Source organism: Anaerocolumna sp. AGMB13020 (assembly GCF_033100115.1).
GTDB lineage: Bacteria > Bacillota > Clostridia > Lachnospirales > Lachnospiraceae > Anaerocolumna.
On sequence record NZ_CP136910.1, the window covers coordinates 5162505 to 5175868 of the forward strand.

General features: G+C 38.5%; 12 protein-coding genes. 10 read left to right on the forward strand and 2 right to left on the reverse strand.

Going from position 1 to position 13364, the window contains the following annotated elements; translation table 11 throughout:
- Nucleotides 1-81: 81 nt before the first annotated feature.
- The 5 genes from R2R35_RS21735 (at nucleotide 82) to R2R35_RS21755 (ending at nucleotide 3030) form a co-directional block, all read left to right on the forward strand.
- On the forward strand, nucleotides 82-1272 hold the full coding sequence (locus R2R35_RS21735; RefSeq protein ID WP_317731954.1) for an acetate/propionate family kinase: 1191 nt from the start codon (nucleotides 82-84) through the stop codon (nucleotides 1270-1272).
- A 123-nt stretch (nucleotides 1273-1395) separates the two neighbouring features.
- The gene (locus R2R35_RS21740) at nucleotides 1396-1923 is read left to right on the forward strand and encodes a YceD family protein (protein WP_317731955.1); all 528 of its coding nucleotides are present in this window, start codon (nucleotides 1396-1398) and stop codon (nucleotides 1921-1923) included.
- A gap of 2 nt (nucleotides 1924-1925) precedes the next feature.
- Complete coding sequence (gene rpmF, locus R2R35_RS21745) at nucleotides 1926-2111, forward strand: 50S ribosomal protein L32 (protein ID WP_317731956.1); 186 nt, start codon at nucleotides 1926-1928, stop codon at nucleotides 2109-2111.
- A 161-nt stretch (nucleotides 2112-2272) separates the two neighbouring features.
- Nucleotides 2273-2791, forward strand: a complete 519-nt coding sequence (locus tag R2R35_RS21750) for a hypothetical protein (RefSeq protein ID WP_317731957.1) — start codon at nucleotides 2273-2275, stop codon at nucleotides 2789-2791.
- A gap of 89 nt (nucleotides 2792-2880) precedes the next feature.
- Entirely contained in the window at nucleotides 2881-3030 is a 150-nt protein-coding gene (locus tag R2R35_RS21755) for a CPC_1213 family protein (RefSeq protein ID WP_317731958.1), read from the forward strand.
- Between the two features lie 54 nt (nucleotides 3031-3084).
- Here R2R35_RS21755 and R2R35_RS21760 read toward each other — a convergent pair whose 3' ends face one another.
- Nucleotides 3085-3276 carry a hypothetical protein gene (locus R2R35_RS21760; protein WP_317731959.1) on the reverse strand — a complete coding sequence of 64 codons (192 nt, stop codon included), beginning with the start codon at nucleotides 3274-3276 and terminating at the stop codon, nucleotides 3085-3087.
- Nucleotides 3277-3394: 118 nt separating this feature from the next.
- Nucleotides 3395-4618 carry a ribonuclease H-like domain-containing protein gene (locus tag R2R35_RS21765; protein WP_317731960.1) on the reverse strand — a complete coding sequence of 408 codons (1224 nt, stop codon included), beginning with the start codon at nucleotides 4616-4618 and terminating at the stop codon, nucleotides 3395-3397.
- A 225-nt stretch (nucleotides 4619-4843) separates the two neighbouring features.
- Between R2R35_RS21765 and cls the strand changes: the two genes are divergently transcribed.
- From cls to R2R35_RS21790, 5 genes are all read left to right on the forward strand, one after another.
- Nucleotides 4844-7360 (forward strand): cardiolipin synthase, encoded by a 2517-nt coding sequence (gene cls, locus R2R35_RS21770; RefSeq protein WP_317731961.1) that lies wholly within the window; start codon nucleotides 4844-4846, stop codon nucleotides 7358-7360.
- A 346-nt stretch (nucleotides 7361-7706) separates the two neighbouring features.
- Nucleotides 7707-8333, forward strand: a complete 627-nt coding sequence (gene ruvA / locus R2R35_RS21775) for a Holliday junction branch migration protein RuvA (RefSeq protein WP_317734838.1) — start codon at nucleotides 7707-7709, stop codon at nucleotides 8331-8333.
- Between the two features lie 12 nt (nucleotides 8334-8345).
- The gene (gene ruvB, locus R2R35_RS21780; RefSeq protein WP_317731962.1) at nucleotides 8346-9350 is read left to right on the forward strand and encodes a Holliday junction branch migration DNA helicase RuvB; all 1005 of its coding nucleotides are present in this window, start codon (nucleotides 8346-8348) and stop codon (nucleotides 9348-9350) included.
- Nucleotides 9351-10303: 953 nt separating this feature from the next.
- Complete coding sequence (gene zapA / locus R2R35_RS21785; RefSeq protein ID WP_317731963.1) at nucleotides 10304-10723, forward strand: cell division protein ZapA; 420 nt, start codon at nucleotides 10304-10306, stop codon at nucleotides 10721-10723.
- Nucleotides 10724-10846: 123 nt separating this feature from the next.
- Complete coding sequence (locus R2R35_RS21790) at nucleotides 10847-13288, forward strand: peptidase U32 family protein (RefSeq protein ID WP_317731964.1); 2442 nt, start codon at nucleotides 10847-10849, stop codon at nucleotides 13286-13288.
- Nucleotides 13289-13364: the final 76 nt, after the last annotated feature.

Here is a 13364-nt window from a genome sequence, read left to right on the forward strand (position 1 = left end):
TGTTCTATGGCTTAATACTTACAGGAAAAGCAAAATTCTACTATAAAACATAGGAAACTACCAGAAAGAAGGAGAACAAGTATGAAAATATTAGTTGTAAACTGCGGAAGCTCATCCCTTAAATATCAGTTAATTGACTCTGTAACAGAAAAAGCACTGGCAGTAGGTATCTGTGAAAGAATCGGAATCGACGGAAGACTGGTTCACACACCCGCCGGCGGTGAGAAAATTAAAATGGATGCTGACATGAAGGATCATGAAGCTGCTATTAAATATGTACTGGATGCGCTGACAAGCAGTGAATATGGTGTTATCAAGACTCTTGACGAAATTGGAGCAGTTGGGCATCGTGTGGTTCATGGCGGTGAGAAATTTGCTTCCTCTACTGTTATTACAGAAGAAGTAATTGCCGGAATCGAAGAGTGCAATGACCTGGCACCTCTCCATAACCCTGCAAATCTTATTGGAATCCGTGCTTGCCAGAACCTGATACCAGGTGTTCCCATGGTAGCTGTATTTGATACTGCCTTCCACCAGACTATGCCTCAGAAAGCTTACCTGTATGGCCTTCCTTATGAATATTATTCAAACTACAAGATCAGAAGATATGGTTTTCACGGAACCAGTCACAGTTTTGTAGCAAAAAGAGCAGTTCAGTTATTAGGACTTGATCCGAATAATTCAAAAGTAATCGTATGCCACCTTGGTAACGGATCCAGTGTTACAGCTGTATTAAATGGTAAATCCGTAGATACCAGCATGGGACTTACTCCTCTTGAAGGTCTTATTATGGGTACAAGAAGCGGAAGCATTGATCCTGCGATTATCGAATATCTGATGAATAAAGAAAATATGACACTTGAGCAGGTAATGGAAGTATTAAATAAGAAGTCCGGTGTACTTGGACTTTCCGGAATTTCCAGCGATTTCAGAGACTTAGAGGATGCTACAGCTTTAGGTAATGAAAAAGCTATTCTTGCAGTAGATGTTTTCAACTATCATGTTGCTAAGACTATCGGTTCTTATGTAGCCGCAATGAATGGTGTTGATGCTATCATATTTACAGCGGGTCTTGGAGAGAATGACAAGGCAGTAAGAAAAGGAACAATCAGCTATCTTGGTTATTTAGGAGTGACCCTTAACGAAGAGAACAACAATACAAGAGGAAAAGAAATAGAACTTTCAACTCCTGAATCCAAGGTTAAGGTATATATCATCCCTACAAATGAAGAACTTGCAATTGCAAGAGAGACCGTTGAACTTTTAGCATAAACATAAACTGAAACGACATAAAATTCCATAAATATATTCGGAAAAATTAAAATATCCGTTGACAAAAGTTATATCACTGATTATAATGGTAACAGTGCGAATTTTCGAAGATAGGAGATTGCTATGTTAATTAATTTGTCTGAGATTATGTCTGTCAAGGGCAATATCGTTTCTATACAAGCTCCCATCGAAACAGAGGAATTCTGTATAGAAGGTATAAACTATCCTTTGACTGAGAAGGAACCGGTGGACTTTACTATAACCCATTTAGGAGACCGGAAAGTTGAGCTGGAAGGCAGCATAAAGATTTCTCTTTTAATTCCGTGCAGTAGATGCCTTAAAGACGTAGAAACTCCATTCAATCTGACATTTACCAAGGAATTGGATTTTATGAAGGATTCAGAGGAACGTATTAAGGAATTGGACGAAACAAACTATATTAATGAATATAATCTGGATGTAGATTTACTGGTCTATGACGAAATTCTAATAGACTTTCCCATGAAGGTTCTGTGTGACGAGAATTGTAAGGGCTTTTGCAAGGTATGCGGTTCCGATCTGAACAAAGGGACTTGTACTTGTGAGAAACAGGATTTGGATCCCAGAATGTCAGTAATCCGCGATATATTCAATAATTTTAAGGAGGTGTAATCATGGGAGCTATCTGTCCAAAGAATAAATCTTCCAAAGCAAGAAGAGACAGCCGTAGAGCAAACTGGAAAATGTCTGCACCTAATTTAGTTAAGTGTAGCAAGTGCGGCGAATTAATGATGCCTCACAGAGTATGCAAAGCTTGTGGATCTTATAACAAGAAAGAAATCATTTCTGTAGAACAGTAGTGAAAAATCAAGGCCCTGGGGTTTTCCAGGAGCCTTTTTTTTGCGATTAGAAAGATTTTTACACAACGCTGCCTGTCAGGAATTTCTAATAGCCTCTTGCTGCTGAAAGGCAGGTGGAGTATACTGATATGAGAATATAAAAGTACAAAGGAGAAACGAAATTGGCGCAGAAAATAATCGGTGGTTTTCTGATATTAATATCTGTATTAGGAGTGCTTGGGAATCGGGGGAATTTAGCAGAAAGTCTGCCTGTTGCAATCCTTTTCACGATGATAGCATTGGTTCTGATTATAAAAAAACCAAGAAGTAATATGGAACGGGATATTCTAAGATTAAACCAAGAAACTCTTATTAGTGCAATCCATTGTTCGGGGCTTTCTCTTCCGAGTAATACGGCTTGCTACATACGGTTTGAGAATGATGGTTTTCGTTTCAGCAGAAGTGGTGTTGATTTTAAATTAACTTTCGATAAAATTTCTGAAATGAGGATTTTAAGTAATGTCAGAAGTATCAGAAACAATAGAAAATATGCTGACCATCTTAGTATCAGCTATCTTAATAATGATGTCTTGCATACGATTACATTTGAATTATTAAATAATAAATCAAAAGTTAGAGCGTGGATTAAAATCTTTCATGAAGATTATAAGCTATCAGAGGTTAAATCCTTTTATCTCTGATAAAATAACGGATGTATTGTGAATGAGCTTATAAGGATACTGTTATACTATTGTATGTAATCTAAAACAATAGATCAGGAGGACATTATATGGCAGAGAATAAAATGAAAAATACTAAGAATAATAAAAAAGAAGATGGAACCTTTCATTCCAAGCACATTAAGCATGATCCGCAGGCCGAGAGTGCACGTGCAGTGTTTGGACTTCAGGGTGACAATTATCAAAACAATAAGAAATAATAAAAATAAGACCTTCAGGCAAACCTGAAAGGTCTCATTTTTATTTTTGTCCGATTAGTTTCCTCCCGGACCGTCTCTTCTTTCGGATTCATCTGAATTTACTACGGATGTCCTGTCTAATGTGTGGGTGTCCTTCATGGATGAATTCGCATTGGTGTTTACTTCGCTTACAGTACTGGTTTGATTCATACTTGCAGCCTTATTTTTAGTACTGTTTTTTGAACCGCTATTTTTCGTGTTTGCCATACATAAACTCCTTCTGAGACTTTATTTACATTCCAAATTGAATGGTTCATTTCGTCGATTGATTTAATGAACAAAAATAGTATTGACGAATTTCTTAAGAGTTATGTATTCTTTGACATTATATTCGAAAAAATTCTTTCATATAATTTATCAGACCTTTTACTGTAGTGATTATTTCTTCCAAGGATTGCTTCTCTAAGTTCTCTGCTTCTATGTAAGATATCCTGTCGGAATAATTTTTCTTAAAGCAGGTTCCGGTATAGTCTTCGCCAACTGGTATAAACCGGCTTTGCTTCTTGATATAACAATTAGCAGGTTTGGCTTTTTGCCGGTACTCCTTATCTACATACTGGGCAACGCTTTTATGAATTGCAGTATCTTCTAAAGGAAGGTAGAAATAATCAGAAGCCGGAGATAAATGGTATTTCAAAGTACCGTTATAGACTGGCAGATGAAGCTTCAAGATATCCTTGATAAATTCTGCTTTAAGCTCCATTGCTTCAAGGTAATCCAAGCCCTTTTTCAGGGAGCCTTTTTCTTTTATGGAACAGCTTGTTGTAATCGGAAGAGGATATATAAAGGGCATCTTAAATTCTATAACGATAAAAGTATCTGTTACAAAGAGATGATAAGCAAGAGGAGTATAAAATGCTGTCAAAAAATCTGCTTTGAAGGTATCACAGTAATACAGCATAGCTGATATTGGAAGCAGATTTATCACATCCTCTCCATTGTGCAGGAGGAGGATATCTCTTAGACTTTGTGCATCGGGAGTATCCTGGTTACTGACTGTATAAGCAGAAAGCTCTCCAGATTTAATTTTCATATTTTCATAAAGAAGCCTTCCTACATAACCAGAATAAACAGGAATCAGTTCTTCGCCGGAATAAGTATCTTTTCTTTTGAGCTTTAAATATTCCTCAAGGGATTTTAATTTTAGGCTTTCCAGAGAAAGAAATCTTTTAAGGGGTTGTATCAGTTTGTACAGGTCAATACTTTCCAGCTTTATAAATGGATCTGCTAGTCCGTATGATTCTGCCTTTTTCTGCAAAAAAGGGATATCGAAACCGCTGCCGTTGTAGTGTATTATCCGTTTAAAGGATTTTATGAAAGCTTCAAATTCAACAATCAGCTGAGCTTCTTTGTTAGGTTCTTCATTAAGCCACTGAATTAAATGCCATGAACCTTTTCTATAATATATACCGCCAATAAGATATACATAGGAGGTTTTTGGGGAAAATCCGGTGGTTTCAATATCAAAGAAAAAGATATCCTCTATTGTATAAGGCTCATGTAATGGATAGTTGTATTTTGTTTGTATGGTACTGTTTTGTGTATGCATATAAACCTCGATTCTAAAATAAAATATATCCGGTTATAATAAGAATATTGTATCATAACCTGTCGGGTTTACAAGCAGGGAATGTTTTGGCAGTTTGACAAAAAGTGCAGCCTGAAAGAAACTCGGAACAGGTCAGGACAGGGCTCATGGCAAAATTTATCTAGGTTTTCCTTGCCAGTTATGTTACAATGGTCTTAATTACATTTTGGTACAAGGGTGGTTGTCATGTTTGATTTAAAAATATTCGGAGTTGATTTACTGCATATTTTGTATAATTTTTTCGCATATTCTTTTATCGGCTGGATTTATGAGAGTACGCTGGTATCTGTGAAAAAGAAGTCTTTTGTGAATCGTGGATTTGTTAATGGCCCGGTTATTCCAATTTACGGAGTGGGCGCAACTGTTATATACATAGTCTTCTGGCAGATAAGAACACAATACTTAACGATATTCTTTGGCGGAATGATTTTAGCCAGTATACTGGAGTATTTTACTTCCTGGATTATGGAGGTTCTTTTTCATGCAAGATGGTGGGATTACAGTGATAAATTGTTTAATATAAAGGGCAGAGTATGCCTTCTGGCAGGAACTGCCTGGGGTTTTATGTCTCTTTTGGAAATCGGAGTGCTGCAGCCGAGGGTTGTCCGTGCTTATGAGGCAATTCCCCGTGTTACAGGTATTTATGTTGTATCCATTGCACTATTATTGTTCATAATAGATATGTGGATTACAGTTGTACAGACCCTTAAGATGGATCGTATATTTGCAGAATTGCTTCATCTAAAAGAAGAATTTACTGACTATATTGAAAAAACCAGAATTTATGAGACGAAAGAAGAGCTTAAGAAAAGACTCTCGGGATACCGAATTTCCGAAATGGCTGATAAAATCAGGCTATTTATGGATGAGAATAAGGAAAAGCTTTTGGAGAGAAATCATTATCTGGAAGACTTTGATTTTAAATCTCTTAGACAAGATATTGAAGTTCAGGCCAAAGATTATCTCACAAAAATTCAGTCTATGATCGGATCAGGAAATCCGATACAAAGGCGACTTTTACGTGCCTTCCCCGATATAAAGGTAATTGCCCGTATTAGAAAAGGAGAACAACTTGATTCAGACACCAGAGAAGTTGCAGCAGCAGAGACTGCCGGAAGTCTGGAAGGAGTTAACAGCAGGTGGAAAGACATGAGTGCAAATGACAACATTATAGGAACTACAAAGAGCTATTTAAGCGGAATCCTAAGAGTTTCCCTGGTGGGAATTCTGGTATTGATCCAGATGCTATTGATAGTAATGCTGGGTTATTGGGTAAGCGGCTCTGTTTATATTTATATTTTTATTGAAGTAGCCAGTATCTTTATTATAGTTGGTTTGGTGAATGACAACCGTAACTCCTCCTATAAGATATCGTGGATATGTATTATTTTACTGCTTCCCGTTACAGGGCATATTATGTATGCGTTATGGGGAAAGTCAGGATCAACTCAGAAAATTGAAAAGAAAATCATGGCATGCATTCAACACGGTAATACCTTCCTGCATTATAAGGAGGAAAATGCAAAAAGTTATGCCATGAAATATCCTACAAAAAGCAGAATGTCAAAATATATGGAATCTCAGAATTTCCCGTTGTTTAAGAATAACAGTATTTCGTATTATCCAATGGGAGAGGATACCTTCGAGGCAATCTTTAAGGATATTGAAGAAGCCAGGCAGTTTATCTTTATTAATTTCTTCATAGTAGGAGAAGGAGTACTTTGGGATAGAATGCATACGCTGCTGCTTCAGAAAAAGAGTCAGGGTGTTGAGATAAAATTCATGTATGATGACTTTGGTGCAACCCTTCGTACTTCCCCGAATTTCCGTAGAAATCTGGAGGCGGAAGGAATTGAAACGGCAGTATTTAACCCTATTCATAAATATACCGATAAGCTGTATATGAATTACAGAAGCCATCAAAAGATTATTGTAATTGATGGTAATATCGGTTATACCGGCGGTATGAATCTGGCAGATGAATATGTTAACCTGATAGAACGTTTCGGTAAATGGAAAGATAATGCGGTCAGAGTGGAGGGTGAGGCAGTTTGGGGTCTTACGGTAACCTTCCTGCAGATGTGGGAGATCTCAAAGAGCGGGGAGTGGATGGACTATAATCCTTATCGTCCTTCAAAAGTATTCCCCGAGAATGACGTTTACTGCCATGTTATTTCTGACGGACCTGCCAATCGACCCAATAACCCTATCGAAAGCATCTATAAGCAGATAATCCACTATGCGAAGAAGTATGTTTATATAACCACTCCTTATCTGGTAATAGAGGATGATATGAAGCAGGCACTGATAGAAGCAGCAAAAAGCGGTGTGGATGTTCGTATCATTACTCCAAACATTCCGGATAAAAAGAATGTAAAGAAGCTTACGAATTACAACTATGGACAGCTTTTAGAGGGTGGAGTAAAAATTTATGAATATACTCCCGGATTTATTCATGCTAAGACGATCATAAACGAAGACTGTGGTATCGTAGGTACCATCAATATGGATTACCGCAGTTTCTTCCTGCATTACGAATGTGGTTTATGGATGTGTAACAGAGATATAATCGATGACATAAAGGAAGACTTGATTGCTACCATGGAAATAAGTTATGAATTTACCTATGAGGAATGGAGACAACGTCCTTGGTTATTGAAACTTAACCAGAGGTTCTTAAATTTATTTTCGACCTTAATGTAACAGGAGGAACCAATGAAGTCGGTTAGTTTAAATGGAACATGGAAGAGGAAGAAGTATCCAATGTGAGAGGTGATTTAAAGCTTTCTGTTAATTATTGATGTCAATAGAGAGAAAGTACAAAAGACCTGAACTACGTTCCGTTTACGATATCGGACAATAAAATGAGATACTGTTCTAAGAGAACCAGGATATTATAAGGATAAAATATAGAAGCTAAAAGGCTGAGACAGGACAAGATTTCTGTTTCAGCCAATCTGGTAAAGTGGAGACAGTAAGAGCAAAAGGAATCAGCAACAATAAAGTCAAAGAACTTAATTCAACTAAGATTAAGGCGGGAAGAACAGGTATGATAGCATATATAAAAGGTGAGCTTGCATTGGTATCAGAGGAAGGAATTGTCGTGGAAGCCGGTGGAATGGGCTATGATGTTAAGATGCCCATATCCAGTTTGAGTAACCTGCCTCGTTTAGGCAGCATGGTTACTGTATATACATATTTGCATGTAAGAGAAGACTATGTGGGGTTATTTGGCTTCCTTACACAGGAAGATCTAAAAATATTTAAATTATTGATAACGGTAAATGGAATAGGACCAAAAGGTGCACTTGGAATACTTTCCTCCATCACACCCGATGACCTGAGATTTGCTGTACTTTCAGATGATGTCAAGACCATTGCCAAAGCTCCCGGAATCGGAACGAAAACAGCGGGAAAACTGATACTGGAGTTAAAGGATAAACTGAAATTAAACGATGCCTTTGAAGAAAGGCTGCTGAACAACCTGGGGGACGGAAATTCGCTTACGAATGATAAGAATAAACTTCACGAAGTAAGAAAAGAAGCAATAGAGGCACTGGTAGCACTTGGATATTCACCGGCAGAAGCAGCAAAAACGGTGGGAAGTGTAGAAATTACAGAGAACCTGACAGTGGAGGATGTGCTTAAGCTGTCCTTAAAGAATATAAGTTTTTAAGGCGGGATATCAATGGAAAAACGTATTATTACAACGGATTTAACCGATGAAGATAAGAAAATAGAAAATTCCCTGAGACCTCAGATGCTCACAGATTATATCGGACAAGGAAAAGCCAAAGCAAACCTTAAGGTCTATATAGAAGCAGCAAAGCAAAGAGGTGAATCATTAGACCATGTGCTATTCTATGGTCCCCCCGGACTTGGGAAGACCACTCTTGCGGGTATTATAGCCAATGAAATGTCGGTAGATATGAAGGTAACCTCAGGTCCGGCTATCGAGAAACCAGGTGAGATGGCTGCAATTTTAAGTAATTTAAAAGAAGGCGATGTCTTATTCGTAGATGAAATCCACCGGCTGAACCGTCAGGTAGAAGAGCTGATGTACCCGGCTATGGAGGACTATGCAATTGATATCGTAATAGGAAAAGGTGCAGCTGCCAAATCAATTCGCCTTGAGTTACCCAAGTTCACCCTGGTAGGAGCCACCACCAGAGCCGGAATGCTGACACCTCCTTTAAGAGACCGCTTCGGAGTAGTAAGCCGTCTGGAATTCTATACAAACGATGAATTAAAAGAAATCATATGCCGCTCCGCAAAGGTCTTAAAAGTAGATATTGACGATGAAGGAGCCTACGAACTGGCCCGTCGTTCAAGAGGTACTCCAAGGCTGGCTAACAGACTTTTAAAGAGAGTGCGTGACTTTGCGCAGGTAAAATACGACGGACATATCACCAAAGAAGTAGCAGATTTTGCACTGGACTTACTGGAAGTGGACAAACTTGGTTTGGACAATATGGATAGAGCAATCATACTGTCAATGATTGAGAAATTCAATGGTGGTCCGGTAGGAATAGAAACGGTTGCAGCAACTCTGGGAGAAGATCCGGGGACCATTGAAGAAGTATATGAACCCTACCTTGTGCAAAACGGGTTGATCCTTAGGACTCCCAGGGGCCGTATGGTGTCGGGGGAGGCTTACCGGCATTTTGGACTGCCTGAGAAGGTGCAGGATTAAAAGAGAGGGTTTCGCAAGGGGACGGCAAATTGCGCAAAGCAGAAAGAACTCATGCTTCGATTCCAAGGCATAAGAAGTCCTAATTTATCTGGAGATTTTGTGCTTGACATAATATAAAGTAGATAACTCGCTTCGCTCAAACAATCTACTTTATATTATAGCACAAAATCTCCAGATAAAAGGACTTCTAATGCCTTTCCATAGGCGCATTCGTTCTTTCTGCTTTGTGCAATTTGCCTGCGTTCTTGTAAAAGTAAGGCCTTTGATGTTATAGCCTCCAAGTATGATTAAATATCATCAAAAATTGATGGTATTTTGATAGATGTATCTTATTTAGATAAAAATATCTTATTTAGTAAAAAACATATCAAGATAAAATACATATCAAGATAAAATACATATGAAGATAAAATACATATGATGATAAAAAACATATCAAAATAGAAATACATATGAAGATAGACATAAATCCACATAAGTATATGACTAGGCAAACTTAAAGCTATCAAGTAACAATGAATTAATAAAAAACGACAATATATTGCTAATAACCAGATGAGTTTGGCTTACCTTTAGGCATTTTCTATTGAAGGGTTCCTAATGACACTTAAATGGCAGCAACTGTGACTAGGCATAATTATACCACTGTTTGAGCTCAAAACCTCACGCTGAGATAACGGTACAGCGAGTTTGGTATAATTCTGCCTGCCAAGAACAGTTGCTGCCATTTTAGTGGAATTTGGAACCCTGAACAAGAAATGCATAAAGGTAAGCCAAACTCATCGTCCGCCGCCATAGACCACCACCCACCCAGCCAATGAACCCGCTTTACCCATCCCTTACCTCAAGAAGTACTTGCCTTACACCATTTGTTATATTATAATGGAACAAATAGTAGGAAATACAAGGAAGGTATGCTGTTCCCAAAAGGTTCAGACAAAAGAGGCTGCTCCATGAATAAGATGAACAATATTGAAGTCATAATAAACAACAAAAAGTATACTTTGCGCGGATATGAGAGTGAAGAGTATCTTCAAAAAGTGGCATCTTATATTAATAATAAAAACAGCGATTTCAAAAAGCAGGATTTTTATAAATTACTGGACTCTGAGATGAAGAGTATCCTTATGGAAATCAATATCGCAGATGATTATTTTAAGGTCAGAGAGCAGGCTAAAGAAATCGAGCAGGAAAATGAAGAGAAAGCCAAAGAAATCTTTGAATTGAAGCATGAACTGGTGTCTCTTAATACAAAACTTGCTGAAGCAGATAAATTGATAGCGTCTCTTAAAGAGGAACTCAATGAGAATCAGAAGAAGATAATAAGGCTGGAAACAGAATTAGGAAATAGAAACAGAAATACCAAAGGATAATTATGAGGCTGCTGCTAAATGGAGGACAAGGCTCCATCAATGCATCAGCCTGTTTTATTCAGGATAGAAGCAGATAGATATACGATATCCCGGGAATAGAGAAGGATATTTGGAAAGGAAATTATGAACAGAGTAGAAATATTGGCACCGGCAGGTTCCATGGATAGCCTGAAAGCAGCGGTAAATGCAGGCTGTGATGCAGTTTATGTGGGAGGAACCAGATTCGGAGCCAGAGCTTATGCAGACAATTTTACAACAGATACCATGAAGGAGGCAATTGATCTGGTACACCTTTATGGTAAGAACATTTACCTTACAGTGAATACCTTGCTAAAGAACAGGGAGCTCGAAAAAGAGCTGTTTGATTATATAAAAACCTATTACGAACATGGTATCGATGCGGTTATTGTTCAGGATCTCGGAGTGCTTCATTTCCTGCATGAACACTTTCCGGATCTGCCGCTTCATGCCAGCACTCAGATGTCCCTGACCATGGGAGAAGGGGCAAAGATATTAAAAGCAACAGGAGTGACCAGAGTAGTAAATGCCAGGGAATTGAACCTGCAGGAGATAAGGTCCCTTAAAGATTCCACTGGTTTGGAGGTGGAATCCTTTGTGCATGGAGCATTATGCTACTGTTATTCCGGTAAATGCCTCCTAAGCAGCATGATTGGTGGCAGGAGCGGCAACAGGGGAAGATGTGCACAACCCTGCAGGATGCCTTATCAGCTAAAAATTGATGGACAGGATAAGGGAAATGGCTATTATCTGAGTCCTAAGGATATTGAAACATTGGCTTTACTTCCCAAAATGATACAAGCGGGTATTGATTCCTTTAAGATTGAAGGAAGGATGAAAGGTCCTGAATATACAGCCATTGTTACTTCCATCTACCGCAAGTACAGGGACTTATACTATGACCTGGGAGCGCAAAGTTATGAAAGCTATCAGAAAAGCCATACGGCGGAATTGGCAGGTGATATTCGAAATCTGTCAGATATTTATAACCGGGGAGGTTTTTCGAAAGGTTATTATGAAATGCATGGGGGAATTTCCATGCTTACAACCAATCGGCCGAATCACAGTGGCTTGCCGGTAGGAAAGCTTACGAAAGTAACAGATTCTCAAATGGTTATAGAACTGCAGGAAGACATCAATGCACAGGATATATTGGAAGTACGTAATAAGAATGAAGCACTGTATGAATTTACTGTAAAAACGGGTGAAAACAAAGGGGGCAAAATTACCTCCAATTATAAAAGAGGAATAAAACTTCAGAATGGATATCCGGTCTATCGAACAAGAAATAATCTGCTCCTTGGCAGGGTCAGAGAAGAGTATCTTGAAAAACAGACAAAACTGCCGGTAAGAGGTGTGTTTACAGCACAGGAGGGTAGCCCTATGAGCCTTACTTTATGCTGTTATGACAAAGAGATACAGGTCTTTGGCGAGATTCCGCAGAAGGCGCTGAGTCAACCCATAACAGAAGACAAGCTGGTAAAACAGTTGGATAAATTGGGTGATACCAGTTTTTATCTGGAGGACCTGAAAGTTGAGCTAAGGGGTAATCTATTTATACCTGTAGGAAGACTCAACGAGTTAAGGCGGCTTGGAGTAGAAGAACTGCTAAGAGCAATAAAGGAAAGTTACCGCAGAAATGAAGTTAAAGGACATGGATATACTGCTTTTTACGGAAAACGGGCAGAAAAACCCTTATATGTATCTGTACTGGTTCAGACGGAGGAGCAATTAAGGGCGGCACTTGGATTCGAGGAAGTAACTGAGATCATACTTGAAAGTGATATAAAACCTCTTCCGGATCTGCTGAAACTGACCAGGGAAATCGTGCAAAAAGGGAAGAAAGCTATTATTGCATTACCTTTTGTGATAAGAAGCAAAACCTATGAGTTGCTGTTACAGAATAAATCCATATTGGAAGACAATACTATAAATGGGTTTCTTATAAGAAATCTGGAAGAATATGAACTGGTAAAATACAAATTAGAGACAGAGAAACGAATAATAGGGGATTATTGTCTTTATGCCATGAATCGTAGTGCCGGGGAATATTATGCGAGCCTGGGAGTTGATGCAATAACTGCTCCTTATGAGCTGAATTATCAGGAACTCAAAGAAATTTCAGATATTTATCATTATATCACGGTATATTCCAAGCTGCCGGTCATGATTTCAGCACAATGCCTGTATCTTACAGAAGCAGGCAAGGATAAGCTTAAGGACAATATCAGCAGTGAGGCATGTTCCCTCAGAGATGCAGGGAAGGCTGTTCTTACGGATCGTTTGGGAAATGGTTTTCCCATAGCAAGACATTGCAGGGATTGCTATAATGTAATCTATAACAGCAAACCTTTATCGCTCTTATCCTGTGAAGAGGAAGTTAAGAATCTTAAACCTGCTGCTGTAAGGCTGGATTTTACAGAAGAATCAGAAAAAGAAGCAGAGGATTTACTGGAACAATATGTAGATGCTTATCTGAAGGGGATACACAGAACGGAGAAGGGGTCTGATTATACCAGAGGACATTTCAAAAGAGGGATTGACTAGAGGGAAATACCTTATTGAATAACACCAAAGGTAGAAAGATATGCATAAAAATAGAAGAGGGAAAGGACGGTGATAT

Bases quoted from the DNA above. Each gene is read 5' to 3' on its own strand.
- R2R35_RS21735 (WP_317731954.1), top strand. From the start codon at position 82: ATGAAAATATTAGTTGTAAACTGCGGAAGCTCATCCCTTAAATATCAG.
- R2R35_RS21740 (WP_317731955.1), top strand. From the start codon at position 1,396: ATGTTAATTAATTTGTCTGAGATTATGTCTGTCAAGGGCAATATCGTT.
- rpmF (WP_317731956.1), top strand. From the start codon at position 1,926: ATGGGAGCTATCTGTCCAAAGAATAAATCTTCCAAAGCAAGAAGAGAC.
- R2R35_RS21755 (WP_317731958.1), top strand. From the start codon at position 2,881: ATGGCAGAGAATAAAATGAAAAATACTAAGAATAATAAAAAAGAAGAT.
- R2R35_RS21760 (WP_317731959.1), bottom strand. From the start codon at position 3,276: ATGGCAAACACGAAAAATAGCGGTTCAAAAAACAGTACTAAAAATAAG.
- R2R35_RS21765 (WP_317731960.1), bottom strand. From the start codon at position 4,618: ATGCATACACAAAACAGTACCATACAAACAAAATACAACTATCCATTA.
- cls (WP_317731961.1), top strand. From the start codon at position 4,844: ATGTTTGATTTAAAAATATTCGGAGTTGATTTACTGCATATTTTGTAT.
- ruvA (WP_317734838.1), top strand. From the start codon at position 7,707: ATGATAGCATATATAAAAGGTGAGCTTGCATTGGTATCAGAGGAAGGA.
- ruvB (WP_317731962.1), top strand. From the start codon at position 8,346: ATGGAAAAACGTATTATTACAACGGATTTAACCGATGAAGATAAGAAA.
- zapA (WP_317731963.1), top strand. From the start codon at position 10,304: ATGAATAAGATGAACAATATTGAAGTCATAATAAACAACAAAAAGTAT.
- R2R35_RS21790 (WP_317731964.1), top strand. From the start codon at position 10,847: ATGAACAGAGTAGAAATATTGGCACCGGCAGGTTCCATGGATAGCCTG.